The organism is Kocuria rosea (assembly GCF_023715525.1).
GTDB classification, from domain to species: domain Bacteria; phylum Actinomycetota; class Actinomycetes; order Actinomycetales; family Micrococcaceae; genus Kocuria; species Kocuria rosea_A.
In genome coordinates this window covers 71,334-92,824 of record NZ_JAMBOG010000013.1, presented here as the reverse complement: position 1 = coordinate 92,824, position 21,491 = coordinate 71,334, and the positions used below count along the sequence as shown (strand labels likewise).

At 72.7% G+C, this 21,491-nt stretch carries 19 protein-coding genes and 1 pseudogene; 8 read left to right on the top strand and 12 right to left on the bottom strand.

Annotation, left to right across the window (positions count from 1 at the left end):
* Positions 1-633: 633 nt before the first annotated feature.
* Positions 634-1,365 carry a glycosyltransferase gene (locus M3185_RS10995; protein WP_251333713.1) on the top strand — a complete coding sequence of 244 codons (732 nt, stop codon included), beginning with the start codon at positions 634-636 and terminating at the stop codon, positions 1,363-1,365.
* A 112-nt stretch (positions 1,366-1,477) separates the two neighbouring features.
* Here the strand turns inward: M3185_RS10995 and M3185_RS10990 are convergent, their stop codons facing one another.
* Positions 1,478-4,564, bottom strand: coding sequence for a replicative DNA helicase (locus M3185_RS10990; RefSeq protein WP_251333712.1), 3,087 nt, complete (start codon positions 4,562-4,564; stop codon positions 1,478-1,480).
* Between the two features lie 147 nt (positions 4,565-4,711).
* Here M3185_RS10990 and M3185_RS10985 point away from each other — a divergent pair, with 147 nt between their 5' ends.
* Positions 4,712-6,133: an amidase family protein gene (locus tag M3185_RS10985; protein ID WP_251333711.1), complete on the top strand. Its 1,422-nt coding sequence runs from the start codon at positions 4,712-4,714 to the stop codon at positions 6,131-6,133.
* 19 nt (positions 6,134-6,152) lie between these two features.
* Here M3185_RS10985 and M3185_RS10980 read toward each other — a convergent pair whose 3' ends face one another.
* Both M3185_RS10980 and M3185_RS10975 read right to left on the bottom strand, forming a co-directional pair.
* The gene (locus M3185_RS10980) at positions 6,153-7,211 is read right to left on the bottom strand and encodes a patatin-like phospholipase family protein (protein ID WP_251333710.1); all 1,059 of its coding nucleotides are present in this window, start codon (positions 7,209-7,211) and stop codon (positions 6,153-6,155) included.
* A gap of 396 nt (positions 7,212-7,607) precedes the next feature.
* Complete coding sequence (locus M3185_RS10975) at positions 7,608-7,916, bottom strand: hypothetical protein (protein WP_251333709.1); 309 nt, start codon at positions 7,914-7,916, stop codon at positions 7,608-7,610.
* A gap of 98 nt (positions 7,917-8,014) precedes the next feature.
* Here M3185_RS10975 and M3185_RS17545 point away from each other — a divergent pair.
* Positions 8,015-8,425: pseudogene (locus M3185_RS17545) on the top strand (class I SAM-dependent methyltransferase); the annotation flags it as partial.
* A 58-nt stretch (positions 8,426-8,483) separates the two neighbouring features.
* Complete coding sequence (locus M3185_RS17185) at positions 8,484-8,615, top strand: hypothetical protein (RefSeq protein WP_285859759.1); 132 nt, start codon at positions 8,484-8,486, stop codon at positions 8,613-8,615.
* Positions 8,616-8,697: 82 nt separating this feature from the next.
* Here the strand turns inward: M3185_RS17185 and rplI are convergent, their stop codons facing one another.
* From rplI to M3185_RS10945, 6 genes are all read right to left on the bottom strand, one after another.
* Entirely contained in the window at positions 8,698-9,147 is a 450-nt protein-coding gene (rplI, locus tag M3185_RS10970) for a 50S ribosomal protein L9 (protein WP_251333708.1), read from the bottom strand.
* Positions 9,148-9,166: 19 nt separating this feature from the next.
* Positions 9,167-9,403, bottom strand: a complete 237-nt coding sequence (rpsR, locus tag M3185_RS10965) for a 30S ribosomal protein S18 (protein ID WP_017835048.1) — start codon at positions 9,401-9,403, stop codon at positions 9,167-9,169.
* A 78-nt stretch (positions 9,404-9,481) separates the two neighbouring features.
* Positions 9,482-10,108, bottom strand: coding sequence for a single-stranded DNA-binding protein (locus M3185_RS10960; protein ID WP_251333707.1), 627 nt, complete (start codon positions 10,106-10,108; stop codon positions 9,482-9,484).
* Positions 10,109-10,217: 109 nt separating this feature from the next.
* Positions 10,218-10,523: a 30S ribosomal protein S6 gene (gene rpsF / locus M3185_RS10955; protein WP_251333706.1), complete on the bottom strand. Its 306-nt coding sequence runs from the start codon at positions 10,521-10,523 to the stop codon at positions 10,218-10,220.
* Positions 10,524-10,684: 161 nt separating this feature from the next.
* A complete protein-coding gene (locus tag M3185_RS17400) occupies positions 10,685-11,092 on the bottom strand; it encodes a TM2 domain-containing protein (RefSeq protein ID WP_251333705.1) in 408 nt (135 codons plus the stop codon).
* Between the two features lie 97 nt (positions 11,093-11,189).
* On the bottom strand, positions 11,190-11,546 hold the full coding sequence (locus tag M3185_RS10945; RefSeq protein ID WP_251333704.1) for a GNAT family N-acetyltransferase: 357 nt from the start codon (positions 11,544-11,546) through the stop codon (positions 11,190-11,192).
* Positions 11,547-11,738: 192 nt separating this feature from the next.
* Between M3185_RS10945 and M3185_RS10940 the strand changes: the two genes are divergently transcribed.
* The 4 genes from M3185_RS10940 to M3185_RS10925 all read left to right on the top strand — a co-directional run bounded on the left by M3185_RS10940 (position 11,739) and on the right by M3185_RS10925 (position 18,211).
* Entirely contained in the window at positions 11,739-12,767 is a 1,029-nt protein-coding gene (locus M3185_RS10940; protein ID WP_251333703.1) for an extracellular solute-binding protein, read from the top strand.
* The gene (locus tag M3185_RS10935; protein ID WP_251333702.1) at positions 12,764-14,455 is read left to right on the top strand and encodes an ABC transporter permease; all 1,692 of its coding nucleotides are present in this window, start codon (positions 12,764-12,766) and stop codon (positions 14,453-14,455) included. Before M3185_RS10940 ends, M3185_RS10935 begins: the two co-directional genes overlap by 4 nt.
* The gene (locus M3185_RS10930; RefSeq protein WP_251333701.1) at positions 14,452-15,588 is read left to right on the top strand and encodes an ABC transporter ATP-binding protein; all 1,137 of its coding nucleotides are present in this window, start codon (positions 14,452-14,454) and stop codon (positions 15,586-15,588) included. The genes M3185_RS10935 and M3185_RS10930 overlap by 4 nt, the downstream gene beginning before the upstream one ends.
* Positions 15,589-15,655: 67 nt before the next feature.
* Positions 15,656-18,211 (top strand): AMP-binding protein, encoded by a 2,556-nt coding sequence (locus M3185_RS10925; protein ID WP_251333700.1) that lies wholly within the window; start codon positions 15,656-15,658, stop codon positions 18,209-18,211.
* A 16-nt stretch (positions 18,212-18,227) separates the two neighbouring features.
* Here the strand turns inward: M3185_RS10925 and M3185_RS10920 are convergent, their stop codons facing one another.
* The 3 genes from M3185_RS10920 to M3185_RS10910 form a co-directional block, all read right to left on the bottom strand.
* Complete coding sequence (locus M3185_RS10920) at positions 18,228-19,310, bottom strand: hypothetical protein (protein WP_251333699.1); 1,083 nt, start codon at positions 19,308-19,310, stop codon at positions 18,228-18,230.
* Between the two features lie 112 nt (positions 19,311-19,422).
* On the bottom strand, positions 19,423-20,436 hold the full coding sequence (locus M3185_RS10915; RefSeq protein ID WP_251333698.1) for an ABC transporter permease subunit: 1,014 nt from the start codon (positions 20,434-20,436) through the stop codon (positions 19,423-19,425).
* Entirely contained in the window at positions 20,433-21,404 is a 972-nt protein-coding gene (locus M3185_RS10910) for an ATP-binding cassette domain-containing protein (RefSeq protein ID WP_251333697.1), read from the bottom strand. Before M3185_RS10910 ends, M3185_RS10915 begins: the two co-directional genes overlap by 4 nt.
* Positions 21,405-21,491: the final 87 nt, after the last annotated feature.

Sequence of the window (21,491 nt, the reverse complement as noted above, 5' to 3'; positions counted from 1 at the left end):
AACAAAACATTTGGCATCAACAAACATGGCACACTATTGAGTTCTCAAACAACAGACCAAGAACCAGACCCCCAAGGCCCAGAACTCGAAGAAAAGAAACCGCCCAGCACCACGATTCCTCGCGGCCCGGCTGAACCGGCTCATCTACATTACCTCTTCCACCAGTTCCTTGCAAGAGCCCGTCACCGCGCAGCGGTGGTCGGCTCGACGGAACGTCGGGAGGGGATCTGCCGGATTCGGCTGCTGTCCCGGGTGGTCTCTCGACCCCCTGGGCAACTTCTTGAGCTTATCCCATTTCCTAATTTCTGCCAAAGCGTGCCAACCGCGCAGCGGTCGTCAGTTTGACGGAACGTCAGGAGGGGATGTGCCGGATCTGGCTGCTGTCCCGGGCGATCTCTCGACCCCCGAGGCAACTTCGCTAGCTTAGCCCATTCCCTGTTCCCCTGCCAAAGCGGGACAATCGCACCGCATGGTCGGCCCAGGCCGTCGCGTGGGACGGGGCCGGTCGGGTGACCGCAGGGGGTGGGTCGTCGGTGTTGGCGAGGAGAAGTGGTTCATCGCGGAGCGTGTCGATCGGCGCGGGCTCGGGCCCGCGGCCGGAGAGGCCCCCCGGTTGTCCCCGGGTGCGCCGGCATGGCTGCTGAACTGTCGCTGTCGGTTGTCGTTCCAGTCAAGGACGACGCGGTGGTGCTGGCGCGGTGCCTGCAGCTGATACGGCAGCAGACCCTGCCACCGGCGGAGATCGTGGTGGTGGACAACGACTCCCGGGACGGCAGCGCGCAGGTCGCCGCCCGATACGGCGCCACGGTCCTTGCCGTACAGGTGCCCGGCATCCCGGCGGCTGCCGCGGCCGGCTACGACGCCGCGGTGGGGACGGTCATCGCCCGGTGCGACGCCGATTCGGCTCCACCGCCCGACTGGCTTGAGCGCATCCAGCAGGCCTTCGCCACGGATCCGTCCCTGGGTGCTCTGGTGGGCACCGGGTATTTCTACGACCTTCCCCGTCTGTGGAGTGCCGTCCTCAGCCCCGTCTGGCGGCACTCCTACCTGTGGGGCATGCGCCTCGTGCTGGGACACCCACCGCTGTGGGGATCGAACATGGCGCTCCGCCGCTCGGCCTGGCAGGAGGTCCGCACTGTGGTGGAGCGCTCCGACCCCGAAGTGCACGACGATCTCGAGTTGAGCTTTTGGCTCGGTCCGCAGTGGAGCATCCGCTACGACGGGCGTCTGCGGGTCGGCGTGTCCCCTCGGTGTCTGTACGGCCTGGCCCAGATCAGGCGCCGGTGGGCTCGGACCTTTCACACCGTGGGAATCCACTGGGCCATCGAACGCCCCTGGGCCCGCCGGCGTCCGCGGAAGGCCTGACGCATCATCAGGTAGGTCCCGCCGGGCAACGGCTGACAGCAGTCGGCCGGTTGCGTGGCGGCGTTCGCTTCCGGTGCACGGCCTGCGGACCCTTTGGCGCTGTGGTTGCAGCTTAGAGCCCTTCGTGCGCCATGTTCGCGAAGCGGGAGTAGTGGCCTTGGAACGCCACCACGATCGTCTTGGTGGGACCGTTGCGGTGCTTCGCCACGATCACGTCGGCCTCGCCCGCGCGCGGCGACTCCTTGTCGTAGACGTCGTCGCGGTGCAGCAGGATGACCATGTCGGCGTCCTGCTCGATCGAGTTGTGGACGGTGATGCCGTTGGCGATGAAGTTGTGACTGCCGAGCACCGTGGCGTCGAACACTTCCTCTTCGCTCTCGTGCTCGATGGACGCCACGCTGTCCCACAGGAGGTCGTTGACCGCCATGAGTTCGAGTTCTGCCGATTCAAGGGTGGCCGCGATACGCGCCAGACGTTGGCGCGAGGGCGCCGCCTTGTAGTACGCACTTCCGCAGTACTCACTTCCCATGGACGCCTGGAAGTCGCGATGCGTGATGCCCTTGTCCTTCAGGATGCCCTTCACGTCTGTCCAGACGTCGGTAGGAACCGTGTCGACGTTGGGATTCCCGGTCTTCGTCTCCAGAATGCCCAGCAACTTGGCACAGTTGATCGCCCGGTCGCCGTGCACTCCGATCTCTCGAAGGAATCGCAGCTGGTCCTCCGCACCGGAGATGTCGAGCGTGTAGCCAGGGCGGTACTGCGCCTTGGGCGTCGTCGGGCGGATGCGCGCAGAAATGCCGAAACGAAGCAACAGCCGGCTGAGGTCGTCGAGCATACGGCGAGACGTCGAGGCGAAATAGATGCGTCCACCGTTCTGGTCCTTGTTGGTCGTGACCGATCCGTCAGTAGCCCAGATGTGGTGGAGGAAAAGGGCGATCTGCCTTTTCGACAGAGCGAACACCGACTGCGGTACGAACTTCTCGTGGCTTCGGCAGCCGAAGAGACCCTGGTCGTCCAACCACTCGGCGATGGGGTTCCGCTTGCCGTGCGTGAGGTGGAACGGCGCAGGCAGGCGCAAGGAAGTGCACCGCGCCACCGCGTACTCATCCCGCTCGGCCGTGATACCGAAGAACTTTGCGGCCTTGGTGACGGTCTTGAGGTTGTCCTCGTCCACGGATGCATAGCGCAATGGCTGACCCTTCACGAAGGATCCGTCCCCCAGGAGGTGCGCCAGCATGATGACCTGCGCATCGTCCCACTCCGTCCGTCGCGTCGGACCGTCGGTGTGCCGCGGAACGCCGAGCCGGTCTCCCACCGACAGCTCGCCCAGCGGCTTCCAGCCGCGGTAGGTGAAGAACGGGTGGTTCGCCGTCGCTCGGATCGTCTTCCCGGACGCCAGGGTGAGGCGGTAGACCGGCTTGACCCCGGTGGAAAAGACGTGGGTCAGCGTACGCTCGGCATAGCGCATGTCGTCGCCCAGTGACCACACCGGGACGTCCTTCGCTCCGGACTCGAACAGCTCGCCCATGGTGACCTCGGCGCCGGTGTCCGAGCGGAGGATCCGTGTGTCCGCGGTGAGACAGCCCGACTCGCGCAGGTCCGACACCATCGGCTTCTTGTCCTGGCGCTGCTCCGAGCCACGGTTCAGCTGCGACAGGGCGATGACGGGGACCTCGAGCTCCTTGGCCAGCAGCTTCAGGGCACGGGAGAACTCCGAGACCTCCTGCTGGCGGGACTCGACCTTCTTGCCGGAGCTCATCAGCTGCAGGTAGTCGAGGACCACGAGCTTGAGGTCGTGCTTCTGCTTGAGCCGGCGGCACTTCGCCCGGATCTCCATGAGGGACATGTTCGGGGAGTCGTCGATGAACAGCGGCGCGGAGTCCATCTTGCCCATCGTGGTCGCGATCTTGGCCCACTGCTCGTCCTGCAGGCGCCCCTTGCGCAGATCCTGCATGTTGAGGGTGGCCTCCGCGGAGAGCAGGCGCATGGCGATCTCGTTGCGGCTCATTTCCAGGGAGAAGATGACCGTGGTCATGTTGTGCTTGATCGCCGCGGACCGCGCCACGTCGAGGGCCAGGGTCGAGTTGTGCGTCGGGATGAACGTCGGACCTGCCAGGTACAGGTGTGACGGGTGGTCGACCTCGATGCATCGCACGGGCACCGACTCGATCGGGTCGATCGCGGTAACCCTGCGCCGCCCTGCTGGCTCGTAATCGGCGTCAGGGTGCTCAATGGCGGGGGCATTGGCGACGACGTGCTCCTCGCCCCCCAGCATGGATACCAGGATCTCCTCGGTCGTGCGCACGGCGGATGAGTCGGCGGTGGCGGTGAGCCATTGGTGCTGCTCGTCCGCGACGATCTCGGAGCCGTCATCGAAGGTCACGCGATAGCACGGCCGCTCGGTCATGACCTCGGTCGCCGCCACCACACGGGACGGGGTGCCGTCCGCGGCGATGACCTCGTCGCCCACCTGGATCTCACCCATGGTGGTCCATCCCGTGGGCGTGGGGACAGCGGTGTCGAGCGCGAGCGCCTTGCCCATCGCCGGGCGCGCCGCGATGACGATCATCTGACCGCCCTGGAAGCCCTGGGTCAGTTCGTCGAGCTCGATGAACCCGGTGGGCACGCCGCGCATGCCCTCGCCCTGGGTGCCGGCGGCCTCGATCTCGTCGACCGTGGCCTCGACGACCTCCTTGAGCACCGTGTAGTCCTCGGAGGAGCGCCGCTCGGCCACCTGGTAGATCTCGGCCTGCGCCTCGTTGACGATGTCGTCGACCTCGCCGTCGGCGCTGTAGCCCAGCTGCACGATCTTGGTCCCGGCCTCCACGAGACGGCGCAGCACGCCGCGCTCGCGCACGATCTCCGCGTAGAACCCGGCGTTGGCCGCGGTGGGCACCGAGGAGATGAGGGTGTGCAGGTAGGCCGGCCCGCCGACCCGCTCGATCTCGCCGCGCTTGGTCAGCTCGTCGGACACCGTGATGGCGTCGGCCGGCTCGCCCCGGCCGTAGAGGGAGATGATCGCCTCGTAGATGGACTCGTGCGCCGGCTTGTAGAAGTCCACGCCGCGCAGCACCTCGACCACGTCCGCGATCGCGTCCTTGGACAGCATCATCCCGCCGAGCACGGACTGCTCCGCCACGTTGTCCTGCGGCGGGGTCCGCCCGAACTCCCGGTCGTTCCCGGACGAGTGCTCCGACACGTGTACACCTCTCCCCCGCGCACCGTGCGGGGGCACGGGCACGCACAACTACGACGACGCCGCCCCACCGACCGGGCAGCCCCTCCATTCTCGCACCGGTCGCGGACACCGCTTGCCGCTCCCCGTCCTCCGTGGGCACGATGAGCCATGACTCTCGACACAGGCCTCAGCGGACCCTGCTCGTGGGACATCCGGACCACGCGGCGGGAGCTCGTGGCGGGGCGGATCAGCCATGTGGAGCACCTCGAGGCCCTGCTGGAGCGGCTGCCGGTGGCCGAGCGGCTGGGCGCGGTGCTCAGCGCCGATCCCGAGCTCGCCCGGGCCTGCGCCCACGCCCTGGACCGGCACGAGACCGAGGGCCCGCTCACCGGGATCCCGCTGGCGGTCACGGACGTCGTGGACGTCGCCGGCTTCCCCACCACGGGCGGCACCCGGGCGCTCGAGCACAACGTCGTGGACCGCGACGCCCCCGTGGTGGACCGTCTGCGGGAGGCCGGGGCCCTGTTGCCCGTGAAGACCACCCTGCACGAGCTGTCCCTCGGCAGCACCGCCCGGAACGGCTCCTCCGGCCCGGCCCGCCACCCGGCGGACCCCGCCCTGGGCGCCGGCAGCGGGTCGGCCGTGGCCGTGGCGGTGGGCCTGGCCCCGGCTGCGGTCGCCGCCGACACCGGGGGCGGCGCGCGCGTGCCCGCCGCGCTCTGCGGGATCGTGGGGTTCCGGCCCACGCTGGGCCGCTACCCGGCGTCGGGGCTGCTGCCGCTCGCCCACTCCCGGGACACGGCCGGGCCCATGGCGCGGACCGTGGACGACGTCGTCCTCCTCGACGCCCTGCTCGCCGGGGAGCATCCCCGCGGGTCTCCCCCCGCGCGGCGGATCGAGCTCGACGACGAGGGCGGTGGCGCGCTGCGCGGCGTGCGGCTGGGGGTCCCCGGGCTGTTCACGCGGGACCTCGAGCCGGGCGTCGACACGATCCTCGGCGCGGCCCTGCGAGCGCTCGAGGCGGCGGGGGCGGAGCTCGTGGACGTGGACCTCCGGGGAGCCCACGAGCTCGCGGCGCCGGCCGGCATGGCCATCGCCCTGCACGAGTTCCTGCCGGACCTGGAGTCGTACCTGCACGACGCCGGCACCGGCCACACCCTCGCCGCGGTCCGGGACGGCCTCACCAGCCCGGCCGTGCGGCGCCTGTGGGGACTGGCCGAGGTCTTCCGCGCCGCCGTCGACGACTACCGGACCGCCCTGGAGGACCGCCGCTCCGCCCTGCGCCTGTACACCGGGGCGCTGGAGGCAGCGGGGGTCACGGCGCTGGTGCATCCTGCGTCCCCCCTGACGGCCCGGCCCGTGGGCGACGACGGGAGCGGGGAGCTCGCCGGCCGCCGCGCGCCCACGTCCGCGACCGTCACCGGCCACGCCGACTTGGCCGGGGTGCTCGGCACCCCGGGCATCAGCATCCCGGCGGGCCGCACCGCCGAGGGCCTGCCCGTGGGTTTGGAGCTCGCCGGGGTGCCGCGCTCCGACGCCGTGCTGCTGGACCTTGCGCGCACGGTGGAGGCGGTGCTGCGGGAGCGGTGAGCGGGCCGGACGGGGCGGGTCAGGTCCCGGGAGCCGTCCCCGGCTGCGGGGGCGGGAACTCGTCGGCGCGCTCCAGCGCCTCCTCGGCCCGCCGGCGGCCGAGTTCGACGAGTTCCGCGGCCCGGTGGAAGTCCAGGAGCCGTCCCGAGCGCTTGGGGATCGTGATGAGCAGGTCCGGCGGGTAGCCGGCCAGCCGGTAGCGCAGGACCATGCTCTGCAGCACCTCGAGGGACAGCTGCATGACGTCGAGGGTGCGCAGCCCCGGCGGCAGCGTGCCGAAGGCCTCCTCGAGCAGCTCCTCGGGGGGCTGCTGGGCCGGGAGCTGCGGGAGCGGGGCGTCCGCCGCCGGCCGGGATCCCCGGGTCCCGCCGCGGCCGCGGGTCTCGGCCACCCGGTCGAGGAAGCTGCGGGCCAGCTCCCGGTCCAGGACCACGTTGGCGCTGCGCCGGAACCGTTCCGCCCACTCCTCCGCGGGCCGCGGCGCCGCCGTCTCCTGGGTGGGCACCCGACCCTCGGTCAGGGGCTGCTCGCCGGAGAGCGAGACGGCGACGGTCACGTCCGTGTGGGTGGCGACGGTCGCGGCGATGGGCACGGGGTTCATGATCCCGCCGTCGGCGAGCAGCCGGCCGTTGATCATCACCGGGGTGATGATGCTCGGCAGGGCGATCGACGCCCGGATGGCGGCGTCCACCGGGCCCTCCTGGAACCACACCTCCTTGCGCGCGAGCAGGTCGGTGGCGACCGCGGTGAAGGGAACGGGCAGGTCCTCGATGAGGACGCCGTCGAGCAGCTCGCGGACCTTGGCCATGATCTTCTCCGCACGGATCACCCCGGGCGCCGAGGGCGAGGGGTCCAGCAGCCGGAACACGTCCCGCTGCGTCAGGGACAGCGCCCACGCGGTGTAGTCCTCGAGGCGCCCGGCGGCGTACACGCCCCCCACGAGGGCGCCCATCGAGCTGCCCGCGACCGTGCCGATCTCGTAGCCCCGCTCCTGCAGCACCTGGAGCACGCCGATGTGCGCGTAGCCGCGGGCGCCGCCGCTGCCCAGGGCCAGCGCCACGCGCGTCGGTCGAGCCATTCGCCGCTCCTTCCGGGCGCCGTCACCCGGGAGTGCGGCGCCGCACGGGGGCCGCGCATCCACCGGGTGCTCCGAGCGTAGCGCGACGCTCCGGGGCCCGGCGCGCGTGACGCCCGGGGTCCCGTCCTGGTGCCCGGTGGTCTTGCAGAGCACCCCGTCCACACCGTCGGTCCACGCCTGTGGACAACCGGTGGAAAACGCCGTGGACGACTGTGCACAGGCTGGGGGAAACTCTGTGGAAAGTTCTCCACAAGCCCTCATGATCTCGGCTTTGACAAGGGGCGATGTGGATGCACACCCTGTGCAGGAGCCCGCCGTGGCCCTCTTGTGTCATCCACAGCACAGGCGTGGGCGCAGAGCCTGCCGCGAGCGGGACAGGGCGGTCGGGCGGCGGGCTCAGGCCACCGACGCGAGCAGCGCCAGCCACAGCAGCGGGTTGCACAGGACCGCCAGGACGAGCAGCACCACGTTGCGCCCCCGGTGGGAGGGGAAGGCGATCATCCCGGCGATCGCCACCAGCGCCGTCACGGACGCGGCCACCGCGGACGCGACCAGGCCCACGACGAAGACGGTCATGGCCGTCTGCGCGCCGCCCGCGTTGCCGCCCACGAAGGCGACGACGAAAGCCAGTACCGTGAAGAGCAGGCAGGCCAGGCCTGCGAGGAGCAGGGCGGACGGGGTGACACGGGCGAGCGGGGACGGCATGAGCCCATTGTCCCCCGGGGCTCTCGACGACGCCCCGGCGCTTCCTGACGGGGTCCTGAACGACCGGCCCAGGAGGACCCGTGGACGAGACGCAGGCGATGTGGGAGGACCGCTACGCCTCCGGGGCGAGCTCCCCGGACGGCACCCGGCCGCACCCGGAGGTCGCCGCCCTCCTGGACCGCCTCACCGGTGAGCGCGCCGGACGGACCCCGACGGCCCTGGACCTGGGCGCGGGCGCCGGCCGCCACACCCTGGCGCTCGCGCTCGCCGGCCACGACCCCACGGCCGTGGACTTCTCCCCCACCGCCGTGCGGATCGTCACCGAGGCCCTGGCCGAGCGCGGACTGCCGGGCCGGGCCCTGGTGGCCGACCTGCGCACCTGGAGCCCGGCGCAGGAGCAGGCGGCAGGCCCGGCCGTCGTTCCCGAGCGCTTCGACCTGGTCGTGGCCGCGTACTTCCAGCACGACCTCTCGCTGCTGCGCCGGGCCGCCGAGTGGCTCGTGCCCGGCGGCCGGTTGCTGTGGATCACCCACGCCCCCGGCAGCGCCCAGGGCCCGCCCCCCCACCGTGCCCCGTCCCACGCTCGCGCAGACGGTGGCCGTGCTGGAGGGCAAGGACCTGGACCTGCAGCGCGCCGAGGAAGTCCGCACCGGCGAGACCGTGCTCGACGTCGTCGTGGAGGCCCTCCGCCCCCGCTGACCCGCCCCCGCCGGCCCGTTCCCGGACACGGAAGAGGCCCCCGCGGCGCACCGCGGGGGCCTCGTCGTCTCGGCAGGGCCGATCAGGCGGGGACGACCTCGAACTCGACGTTCGCGTTGACGTCCTCGTGCAGGCGCACGGAGGCCTGGTACACACCGGTGGTCTTGATGTGCTGGGTCAGCTCGACCTTGCGCTTGTCCACCGAGCCGAGGCCGGCGGCCTCGACGGCGTGGGCGACGTCCTCGGCCTTGACGGTGCCGAAGAGACGGCCCTCGGCGCCGGCCTTGACCGGGATGGTCACCGTCGCGGAGGTCAGCTTCTGGGCCAGGGCCTGGGCGTCCTCGAGCGAGGCGACCTCGCGGGCCGCACGGGCGGCCTTGATGCTCTCGATCTGCTTCTCGCCGCCGCGGGTCCACGGGGTGGCGAAGCCGCGCGGGAAGAGGTAGTTGCGGGCGTACCCGTTCTTGACCTCGACCACGTCACCGGCTGCGCCGAGGCCGGTGACCTCGGTCGTCAGGATGATCTTTGCCATGAGTATCTGTCCTCTCTGATCAGCGGCCGGCGCCGGAGTAGGGCAGCAGCGCGACCTCGCGGGCGTTCTTGATCGCCAGGGCGATCTTGCGCTGCTCCTGCACGGTCACACCGGTGACACGGCGGGCACGGATCTTGCCGCGGTCAGAGATGAACTTGCGCAGCAGCGCAACGTCCTTGTAGTCGATCTCGGTGACTTTGGCCGCCTTGAGCGGGTTCTGCTTTGGTTTGGGCTTGCGAAGCTCAGCCTTGGCCATCGTGGTGCTCCTTGTTCTTCAAGTGGAGCCCGCGGCTTGTCACCGCGGGATGGGATGTTGTGGTGGAAGAGGGAAGGCCTAGAACGGCGGTTCGTCGTCCTGGCCGCCGCCCCAGTCGTAGTTCCCGCCGGAGGACTGGCTCCAGGGGTCGCTCTGGGGTGCTGCCTGCGGCGCCGCGGCCGGGCGGGCACCGCCGCGACCGCCCTGGCCGAAGCCGCCGCCCTGTTGGCCGCCGCCGAAGCCGGAGTCGCCCCCGAATCCGCCGCCGCCCTGCGGGGCACCGCCGCCGAAGCCGCCGCCCTGCCCGCCGCCGCCGAAGCCGCCGCCCTGCCCGCCGGAGCGGGCGTTGCGGTTGACCTTGGCGGACGCGTAGCGCAGGGAGGGACCGACCTCGTCGACGTCGAGCTCCGTGACGGTGCGCCGCTCGCCTTCCTTGGTCTCGTACGAGCGCGACTTGAGCCGACCCTGGACGATGACGCGCATGCCCTTCTGCAGGGACTCCGCCACGTTCTCGGCCGCCTCGCGCCACACGGAGCAGCGCAGGAACAGGGTCTCCCCGTCCTTCCACTCGTTGGACTGGCGGTCGAAGGTGCGGGGCGTGGACGCAACGGTGAAGTTGGCCACGGCCGCACCCGACGGGGTGAAGCGCAGCTCGGGGTCAGCGGTCAGGTTGCCGATTACGGTGATGACGGTGTCACCAGCCATGTGGACCTCCCGGGTCAGAAAAGTTCGCGGTCGTACAGGACGTGCTGGGGATTCTCAGCATCTCACCGGCGCACCCGGACGGGTACCCGCGGCGTGCGCTGTGAAGTCCTTACTCGGCGGAGATCTTCTGCTCTTCCGGGCGGATGATCTTGGTGCGCATGATGGCCTCGTTGAGGTTCAGGACGCGGTCGAGCTCCTGGGCGGTCTGCGGGGTCGCGGTGAAGCGGACCACCGCGTAGATGCCCTCGGACTTCTTCTGGATCTCGTAGGCGAGGCGACGGCGGCCCCAGATGTCGACGGTGTCGACGGTGCCGTTGTCCTTGGTGACGACCTCGAGGAACTTCTTGAGAGTCGGCTCCACGGCGCGGTCCTCGACCTCGGGGTTGATGATCACCATCAGTTCGTATTCACGCATGTTCGAACCCACCTCCTTCGGGCTGAGCGGCTGCGGTCCTTCCGCAGCAGGAGGTTCTGTGCGTCGTCCGCGCGCCGGCACCGCACGTCGGGCGGCGGGCACACAGACTTTCCAACACTACTACATCTGGGGTGCCCGGCCCAACGGACCGGTCGGGGCGCTCAGTACCGGTAGGCGCTGCGGGCGATGGACGCGTTCACGAGCGCCGTGCGGAACGGCATGGTGATGACGTCCACGAGCATCAGCAGGGACCAGGGGACGAGGAAGAGGAAGCCCACGCCGATCCCGGCCAGGGACCACCCGAGGCCCCCCAGGACCAGGTAGACCAGGCCCCAGATCGGCTGGCGCAGGTAGAACTTGTGCGCCCCCAGCCAGCCCAGGAGGAACCACAGGACGTAGGCCAGCAGCACCGACTTCCCGCCCACCAGGTTCACCACGGGCCGCGGGGGCACCGGCGGGCCGTACCCGCCGCGCCCGGGCGGGAACCCGTAGGGCGCGCCGGAGTGCCCGGCGCGGGCGGGGTCGCCCTGGAGGGGGACGGGACGGTAGTACTCGGGCTCGGGGGCCACGCAGGTCCTTTCGGGACGGACGGGGAACGGAGGGAGATCGGAAGGGGACGGTCCCGGGGGAACGCCCGCACCGGTTCCAACGACGCCCGCCGCGGCGCTATTCCGGGCGCCCGGACCCCGGGGGCACCGCCGCGAGGTGTTCGGGGCGCACCGGCGCCACGTGGGCGTCGTACTCGGGGTGCCGGCCCAGCCACGCCTTGATGAACGGGCACACGGGCACGATCTGCAGTCCGGCGTCGATGGTGCCCTCCACGGCGAAGCGGGCCAGCCGCCCGCCCAGGCCCTGCCCTCCATAGGACTCGTCCACGGTGGTGTGGTGGAGGTTCCGCTGCGGCCCGGCGGCGGTGCCGAACGGCAGGTAGTCGCACTGGGCGACGACCGCGCCGGCGTCCACGAGCTCGTAGCGTCGGCGGTCGGGGGCGTTGCGGGCGGTGATCGGGGACTCTTCCGGCATGGCTGCTCCTGGTAGGGCTTCCGGCCGCGGCGCCGGACGGCGCGGGCCTCCCGGGGGGCGCGGGCACGACCCCCGGCGCGGCGACGGAGCACGGCCCGGGCACGACTCGTCGCCCCCGGCAATTAGGCTACGCTTTTCTTGTCAAATGATCACCGTGCGGTCCCCGATCGCCGTGCGTGAGGAGAGGCCCGAATGCGCCGTCGTCACCTGTTCGCCACCACCGGAGCCCTCACGGCCCTGGCAGCCACGGTCTCCGGCTGCGGGGTGCTCGGCGCGGGCCAGGAGCCCGCGGACCTGCAGATCTACTCCGCCCGGCACTACGACCTCGAGGGCGCCTTCGGGCAGTTCACCGAGGAGACCGGGGTGACCGTGGAGTTCATCAGCGGTGACGACGCCGAGCTCCTCGAGCGGCTCAAGGCCGAGGGCGACGACACCCCGGCGGACGTGTTCATGACCGTCGACGCGGGCAATCTCTGGAACGCCGCCCGGCAGGACGAGCTGGCGCCGGTGACCTCGGCGGCTCTCGAGGAGGCCGTGCCGGAGGACCTGCGCGACGCCGAGGGACGGTGGTACGGCCTGGCGATGCGCGCCCGCACGGTGACCTACAACCCGGACAACGTCGACACCGCCGCGTTCGACACCCAGGACACCTACGCCGGTCTGGCCGATCCGCAGTGGAAGGGCCGGCTGTGCATGCGCGACGCCACCTCCTCCTACACCCAGTCCCTCGTGGCGAGCCTGATCGACCTGCACGGGCGGGAGCGGGCCCTCGAGATCGTCGAGGGCTGGGTCGCCAACGACGTGCAGATCATGAGCAACGACATGCTGCTGCTCGAGGCGATCGACGCGGGCACCTGCGACGTGGGGATCAACAACCACTACTACCTCGCCCGCAAGCTCGCGGAGGACCCCGAGCTGAACGTCGACCTCTTCTGGGCCAGCCAGGACGGCGCCGGCACGCACGTCAACATCTCCGGGGCCGGCGTGGTTGCCGGCTCCGACAACGCCGAGGACGCCCAGCGGCTCGTCGAGTGGCTGGCCACCGACGGCCAGAACGCCTTCGTCGACGCCAACCACGAGTTCCCGGTGAACCCCTCGGTGACCCCCGAACCCACGATCGCGCAGTTCGGCGAGTTCCAGCGGATGCCGCTGAACGCGCAGGCGTACGGCGACCTCAACGCCGAGGCCATCGACCTGCTGGCCGAGGCCGGATACCGGTGAGCGAGGCCGCGGTCCTCGCCGATCCGCGGCCCCGACCACGCCGGTCGCGCCGGGCCCCCGGCACCGGCCGCCCGGCGTGGTCGGCCCTCGTCGTCCTCGCGGCCGTGCTCGTCACGACGCCCGTGCTTGCGGTGGTCGTCGACGGCCTCGGCAGCCTGGGCGAGGGCGGGCTGCCGCGCGGGATCGGGCAGATGGTGCTCACCACGCTGGTGCTGATGCTCGGCGTCGGCGCCGGCACGCTCGTGGTGGGCGGGGGGCTGGCGTGGCTGGTCACGGCCTACCGCTTCCCCCTGCGGGACGCGCTGGTGTGGCTGCTGGTCCTGCCCCTGGCCATGCCCGGGTACATCCTCGGCTTCGTGTTCCTGTCCGTCTTCGACGTCGCCGGACCGGTGCAGTCGGGCCTGCGCGCCGCGCTCGGCGCCGACGTGTGGGTCCCCGAGGTGCGGTCCCTGCCCGGGGCGATCCTGGTCCTGTCCCTGACGCTGTACCCCTACGTCTACCTCCTGGCGCGGGCCGCGCTGGTCGAGCAGGCGGCGGGCACCTACGACGCGGCGCGCACGCTGGGCGCCGGCCGGACCCGCGCGCTGTGGCGCGTGCTGCTGCCGCTGGCCCGGCCCTCGCTGGCGGCAGGGCTGTCCCTGGTGATGATGGAGACGCTCACCGACTTCGCCACGGTGCAGTACTTCAACGTGAACACGGTCTCCGTGGGCGTCTACCTGGTCTGGAAGGGCACCTTCGACTTCCACTCCGCCACCCAGCTGGCCGTGCTCGTGCTGCTCTTTGCCGTCGCCGTGCTGGCCGGCGAGCGCGCGTTCCGGGGCCGGGCGCGGTTCCACCAGAGGGGCGGGCGCGGCCAGGGGCTGCAGCCGGAGCGGCTCACGGGGTGGCGGGGGTGGGGGGCGACCCTGCTCGGCGCCGCGGCCCTGGCCGCCGGCTTCCTGGTCCCCGTCCTCCAGCTGCTCGTGTGGGCCGTCGGCGAGGCGGTCGGCGACCCCGCCTCCCTCGCGGACCCCCGGTTCGTCCAGTACCTCGTCAACAGCGCGGTGGTCGCCGCGGTCGCCGCCGCGGCGTGCGCGGCGCTCTCCCTCGCGATCGGGCACGGGGTGCGGATGGGCGGTGGCCGCCTCGTGACGTCCGCCGCGCAGCTGACGACCTTCGGCTACGCCGTCCCGGGGGCCGTGGTGGGGATCGGCGTGCTCATCGCCTTCGCCGGCCTCGACGCCCTGCTCGAACGGGCCGGCGTCCCCGGGGGGACGGGCCTGCTCGTGACCGGGTCGGTGCTCGGCATCCTCTACGCCTACGTGGTGCGCTTCCTCGCGCCGGCCTACCAGGCGGTGGACGCGAGCTTCGCCAAGATCTCCCCCACCCTGACCTGGTCGGCGCTGAGCCTCGGCGCCGGACCCCTCCGGATCCTGGCCCGGGTGCACCTCCCGCTGGTCCGGCCGGGAGCGGCGGTGGCCCTGGTGCTCGTGCTGATCGACGCGGTGAAGGAGCTGCCCATCGTGCTGCTGCTGCGCCCCTTCGGGTTCACCACGGTCTCCGTGTGGGTCTACGAGCTCGCCCGCGAGAACTTCTGGGAGAAGGCCGCCCTGCCCGCGCTCGTGATCGTCGCCGCCGCGGTGGTGCCTGTGTTCTTCCTCGTCCGCCAGGCCCGTGCGGCCGATCTGCCCGGGAAGGCGGGCCGATGAGCGTGCAGGCGGCGAGCGCGCGGCGCGCCCTCCGAGCGGACGGCACCCCGCCCGCGCTGGTCCTGGACGGGGTCACCAAGCGCTACGGCGCCGTGGTCGGGGCGAGCGCGCTGGAGCTGACGGCCGGGCCCGGGGAGCTGGTGACGCTGATCGGTCCCTCCGGTTGCGGCAAGTCGACGACGCTGCGGCTCATCGCCGGCCTCGAGCGCCCCGACGAGGGGACCATCCGCATCGCCGGGGAGGTGGTGGCGGACGGGCGCCGCTTCCAGGAACCGGAGCGGCGCCGGGTGGGGCTGGTGTTCCAGGATCACGCCCTCTTCCCGCACCTGACGGTGGCGAAGAACGTGGCGTTCGGCCTCGACGGGCTCTCCCGCGCCGCCCGCCGGGCCCGGGTGGGCGAGGTCCTGGACCTCGTGCGGCTGGGCCACCTCGCCGGCCGCTATCCCCACGAGCTCTCCGGGGGCGAGCAGCAGCGCGTGGCCCTGGCCCGCGCGCTCGCCCCCCGCCCGGCCGTCGTGCTCCTGGACGAGCCGTTCTCCAGCCTGGACGAGTCGCTCCGGGCGCAGGTGCGCCGGGACACCGTCGCGACCCTGCGGGAGACGGGGACCACCGGGGTGCTGGTCACCCACGACCAGACCGAGGCGCTGTCCGTGGGCCACCGCGTCGTCGTCATGCGCGACGGCGTCATCGAGCAGGCCGACGTGCCGGAGAAGGTCTTCGAGCAGCCGGCCACGCGGTTCGTCGCCTCCTTCATGGGCGACGCGGACTTCCTCCCGGCGCACGTCCACCGCGCCCTGCTGACCTGCGAGATCGGGGTCGTCTCCACGGTCCCGGGCTGGGGCGGCAGCGACGTGGACGTCGACGTGGTCCTCCGGCCCCACGAGGTGGCCCTGGACCCCGACCCCGGCGCCACGGCCCGGGTGTCCGCGGTGGAGTACCACGGCGCGTTCGTGCTCCACCACGTGCGGCTGGCCTCCGGCCGCACGCTGCGCTCCTGGCAGCCCCACAACGTGCGCCTTCCCGTCGGCACCGCGGTGACGGTGACGGTGGCGGCGGGCACCACCCCGACGCTGCTCATCGGCGACACGGCGGTCACCTCCCCGCCGGCGGCCGCCACGGGCGCGTCCGGCTGATCTTCTCCCATGTCGCACGAATTAGGGAAGACTTTCCTGAGCTAATGGATTCCTCTATGGTGGCGCAGTGACCACGCAACCCGACCTCGCGCGCGTCTCCTTCGCCGCGGAGCTCGCCCGCCACGGGGACCGGCCCGCCGTCCTGACCGACGACCTGGTCCTGAGCTACCGGGAACTGGCCCGGCGCGTGGACGACGTCGCCGAGCGCCTCGGCACGGAGCGCCGCCTGGTGGTGCTGGCCGCGGCCAACGACCTCGACTCCCTCGTCGCCTACCTCGCGGCCCTGGCCGCCGGGCACCCGCTGCTGCTGGTCCCCGCGGACAAGCCGGCCGCCCTGGACTCGCTCGTGGCGGCCTACGACCCGGACGTCGTCGTGCGCTCCGGGGCCGGGGCCCCCGTACTGGAGGAGCGTCGGCCCGGCACCCGCCACGACCTGCACCCCGACCTCGCCCTGCTGCTGAGCACGTCCGGCTCCACCGGCTCGCCCAAGCTCGTGCGGCTCTCCCCCGAGAACCTGCAGTCCAACGCGGAGGCCATCGCCCGGTACCTGGGCATCGGCCTCGAGGACCGCGCCGCCACCACGCTGCCGATGCACTACTGCTACGGGTTGTCGGTGGTCAACAGCCACCTGCTGCGCGGGGCGGGGCTGGTCCTGACGGACCTCTCCGTCGTCGACCCCTGCTTCTGGGAGCTGTTCCGGGAGCACCGCGCGACGTCCTTCGCGGCCGTGCCCTACACCTTCGAGCTGCTCGAGCGCGTGGGGTTCGCGGACATGGACCTCCCGCACCTGCGCTACGTCACCCAGGCCGGCGGCCGGCTGGGCCCCGAGAAGGTGCGCCGCTGGGCCGAGCTCGGCGGACGGCGCGGCTGGGAGCTGTTCGTGATGTACGGGGCGACCGAGGCCACCGCCCGGATGGCCTACCTGCCCCCGGACCTGGCCGCGGCCCACCCCGGGACCATCGGCGTGCCGGTGCCCGGCGGCGCCTTCCGCATCGACCCGGTGGAGGGATCGGCGGACGGCGAGCTGGTCTACTGCGGCCCCAACGTCATGCTCGGCTACGCCCGGAGCCCCGCCGACCTCGCCGCCGGGCGGGAGATCGAGGAGCTGCGCACCGGCGACCTCGCCCGGCAGCACCCCAGCGGTCTCTACGAGGTCGTCGGGCGGCGCAGCCGGTTCGTCAAGATCGTGGGCCTGCGCATCGACCTCGGGCAGGTCGAGCGGCTCCTCGCCGACCTCGGCGTGACCGCGGCCGCCGCCGGCTCGGACGACCGCCTGGTCGTGGCCGTCGAGGGCGAGCACGAGGCCGGCCTGCTGCTCAAGACGGTGGCCGAGAGCATCGGCCTGCCGCGGGCGGCGCTGCAGGTGCACGCCGTCGGCGCCCTGCCGCGCCTGGCCACCGGCAAGATCGACTACCCGGGCGTGCTCGCGCTCGCCCCGGCGCCCCCCGCCGCCCCGGCACCCCGGCAGGGCCCGGCCGAGGGCCCCGAGGACGTCAGGCGGATCTTCGCCGAGGTGCTCGACCGGCCCGACGTCGACGACGACTCCACGTTCGTCTCGCTCGACGGGGACTCGCTGTCCTACGTGGCGGCGTCCGTGCGGCTGGAGCAGGCCCTCGGGCACCTGCCCGCGGACTGGCACCTCACCCCCGTCCGCGACCTGGCGCCCCGGCCCGCCCGCCGCCCGCGGCGCCTCGCCGCGTTCCTCGAGACCAGCATCGTGCTGCGGGCCGTGGCGATCGTGTGCATCGTGAGCACCCACGCCGGGCTCTTCACCTGGCACACCGCGCACGTGCTCTTCGCGGTGGCCGGGTACAACTTCGCCCGCTTCCAGCTCTCCGGGCCGCGGCGCCCGAGGCTGCGCCGCCAGCTGCGCAGCCTCGGGCGGGTCGTGGTGCCCTCCGTGGCGTTCATCGGCCTCGCGCACCTGCTCACCGACGACTACACCCTCGCCAACGTCGTGCTGCTCAACGGCATGGTGGGCCCGCAGGAGCTGACGTCCCAGTGGCACTTCTGGTTCGTCGAGATGCTCGTCTACGTCCTCGTCGCCGTGACGGCGCTCATGGCCGTGCCCTGGGCGGACCGCGCCGAGCGGCGTCTCCCGTGGGCCTTCCCGCTGGCGCTGACCCTCGTGGGGCTGCTCAGCCGCTACGACCTCGTGGACCCGGGCCTGCCCAAGCCCGCGCCGGTGTTCTGGCTCTTCGCCCTCGGCTGGGCGGCCGCGCGCTCGCGGACGGTGCTGCAGCGGTGCGCCGTGTCGGCCGTGACCCTGCTCAGCGTCCCCGGCTACTTCGACAGCACGGCGCGGGAGGCCACCGTGGCCGCCGGCGTCCTGCTGCTCCTGTGGGTGCCGGCCCTCCCCGTGCCCGCCGGCCTGCGGCGGCTGACGGGCCGGCTGGCCGGCGCGTCCCTGTGCATCTACCTCACCCACTGGCTGGTCTATCCCGGCCTCGTCCCCGTCAGCCCCGCCCTGGCCGTGGCCGCCTCGCTCGCCGCGGGCGTGGCCTACTGGGCCCTGTCCCAGCGCCTGCTGGGCGTCGCCGGGCGCCGGTGGGCCCGCCGGGCGGGGGCCCGGCCGGGGGCGGACGGCGAGCGGGCGCAGCCGCTCGGCGCCGCCGCCCGGTGATCCGGAGGCGGTGGGCTCAGCCTTCGGCCGCCGGCGGTCCCACGCTGATCTCGGCGCTGCCTCCCGTGGAGCGCACGGTGGCGCGGACGGGGAACTCGACCCGCTCCACGACGCGCTCGCCGTTCTCCCGGTAGCTGAGCCGGGCCACGGCCGGTCGGTGCCGGCCGGCGTTCCAGCGCAGGGGGTCCCCGGGATCCGCGGTGAGCACCAGGGCCGGCCGCGAGAGCAGCCGCCACTCGACGTCGGTGGGCTCCGTGCCGGTGGAGCGCCGGGAGGAGGGGCACCGCTCGGGGGCCAGCTCCTCCGCCGCCATGCACTCCTCGAGCCAGGCGCGGATCCGGTCCTCGGTCTCCTGCCACATCCGCGGCGACGGGGCCGGGCGCAGCTCCACAGCGGCCGGCCGCGGGTCGCGGAACGCCATGGTCACGGGCGCCAGGGGATCGGCCACCTCGTAGTACGAGTCCCCCGGCAGGCCGATCGCGTACTCCCCCGGGAGCGCCTCGAAGCGCCACGTTCCCCCGGGTCCCCGGGGGTCGGGCTCGCGGTCCCCGGCGTCGAGGTCGACGCTCTCCCCGTTGACGGACAGCTCGTCCAGGGGGGCCGGCAGGTGCACGGCCAGGGGCGCGGCGTCCAGCGAGTCGAGCTCCCACTGGTCGTTGAAGGGCCCCGTCAGGCGCACCTGGTGCACCCGGTAGCGGTGGACCTCCTCGCGGCGCCCGCCGCCGGGGTCGTCCCACCACACGCGCGCCGAGACCTCGGCCCGGGCGCCCTGCTGATCCACCGCCAGGACCTCGTGGCCGCCGAGCCGCCCGGCGGCGCCGCGGTAGACGCGGTTGGGGAAGACGCCCAGGGCCGGGTCCGCCACGACGGCCTCCGCCCGGGACAGCAGCTGCCGCGAACGCCCGGCCTGGAGGCCCTCCAGCCAGGTCTCCACCGGGTCCTGGGGCTCGCGGTCCACGAAGATCCAGTTGACGACCGAGGTGAGCGCGGCGACCAGCACGACGACCACCACGAGCCAGCGCTGCAGGCTCCGGCGCAGTCTGCGGGACTCCTCGGGGGTGAGGTCCCCCGTGATGGCCCGCCCCGGTGGCACCGGCACAGCAGCTCCCCCCGGTCCGTCCCGTCGGCGGGCCCGCGCGGGCCCGGCGGCACCGCGCGCCGGTCCGCCAGCCCATCGTAGGGCCGGGGCCGGTCCACCGCCGGGAGGACCGCTAGAGGGCGCGCCTCCGGGTGACGAGCACGCCGGCGAGCACGAGCAGGAGGCCCCACGCGCCGTAGACCAGCCCGGACTGGACGTGGTCGAGCACGGCGTCCGACGCCTGGTACATCGTGGTCAGGCCGAGGCCGGCCTCCGCCGGCGCGTAGGGCTTGACGTCGTCCAGCCACTCGAAGTTGAGGGCGAACAGCACGATGCGCAGCACGAACAGGACCACCACCAGCACCACGACCCCGGCCACCGTGGACTTCAGCAGAGCCCCGAGGCCGAAGCCCAGCCACGCCGTGATCATGTAGAAGAGGCCCACCGCCAGGACGTTGAGCAGCACGGCCTCGCGCCACACGTCGTAGCCGAGGTCCTCGGCGGCGAGGATCGGCTGCACGAGCAGGTGGCACAGGAAGGCGCCGAGCACGCCGAAGAGGAAGGTCACCCCGGAGAGCACCAGGGCCTTGGCGACCAGCACGGGCGTGCGCCGCGGCACCGCGGTCATGGTGGTCCGGATCGACCCGGTGGAGTACTCCGAGCCGATCGTCAGCACGGCGAGCGCGCCCACGAGGAGCACGACCAGTTCCAGCCCGCCGTTGGCGCTGGCCATCGCCAGGTACTCGCCGAAGCCCATGCCGTCGGGCAGGCTCAGCTCGGAGGCCTCGGCCATGTCCCGCTCGGACTGGGCGACCAGCTCGTCCTGGCGCTGCTGGACCTGCTCCTCGGTGAGCCCCAGCTCCTCCGGGGAGCGGCCGTCGAGGCTCTGCTCGACCGCGTCCCGGGCCGCCTGCTCGTTCATGTCGATGACCGTCAGGGTGCTCCACGCCCCGAGGGCGGCGAAGCCCAGGGTGAGGACCAGGGACACGCCCAGCAGGATCCAGTGCGAGCGCAGCGAGCGGAACTTGATCCACTCGGAGCCCAGGACGCCCCCGAAGCTCAGCCGGGGCCGCGCCGGGGCCCGGCCCGGCCCGGTGGGGCCGGGGACGGGCCCCGGGCGGTGGGCGGTCGGCGTGCTGGTGCTCATGCTCGGTCTCCGTTCGGTGCGGCGGTGCGCGCCCAGGGCGCGGGGTCGGCCGGGGCGGGCCCGGCGCCGGCCCCGGAGCGGTACTCCACCTCGTTCTGCGTCATGGCCATGTACACGTCCTCGAGGGTCTCCGTCAGGGGGGTGAGCTCGTAGAGCAGCACCCCGGCGGCCAGGGCGGCCTCGGCGATGCGCCGCGGCTCGGGCCCGGTGACGACGGCGCCGTCGGCGTCGAACGGCGCGATCTCCGCCCCCGCGCCGCGCAGGGCGAGGCGCAGGCCGTCGCGGTCGGTCGTGCGCACACGGGTGCGGGTGCGGCCCCCGGCGAGGACCCGGTCGATGGGGGCGTCCGCGAGGATCCGGCCCCGGCCGATGACGACGAGGTGGTCGGCGGTCTGGGCCATCTCGGACATGAGGTGGGAGGAGAGGAAGACCGTGCGGCCCTCCCCGGCGAGGTGGCGGGCGAGGTGGCGGACCCACACGACCCCCTCGGGGTCGAGCCCGTTGACGGGCTCGTCGAGGATGACGGTCTGCGGGTCGCCGAGCAGGGCCGCCGCGATCCCGAGCCGCTGGCCCATGCCGAGGGAGTAGCCGCCGACCCGCTTGTCGGCGGCGGCCCCGAGGCCGGTGAGGTCGACGACCTCCTGCACGCGGGACCGCGGGATGCCGTGGGTCGCGGCGAGCGCGCCGAGGTGCGCGCGCGCGGTGCGCTTGGGGTGGACGGCCTTCGCGTCGAGCAGGACGCCGACCTCCGCCAGCGGCGCGCGGTGCTCGGCGTACGGCCGGCCGTTGACGCGGGTGTGCCCGCGGGTGGCGGACTCCAGGCCGACGACGAGGCGCATCGTGGTCGACTTCCCCGCCCCGTTGGGCCCGAGGAACCCCGTGACCCGGCCGGGCCGCACGGTGAAGCTGACGTCGTCCACCGCCGTCCTGTCACCGTAGGTCTTGGTCAGGTTCTCGATCTCGATCACCGGCGCTCCTCCCGAGCACTCGTCGTATCCGGCCGTCTCCGACCCTACGGGAGGGGCGGGACCGCCCGGCGCCGCCGGGTCCGCGAG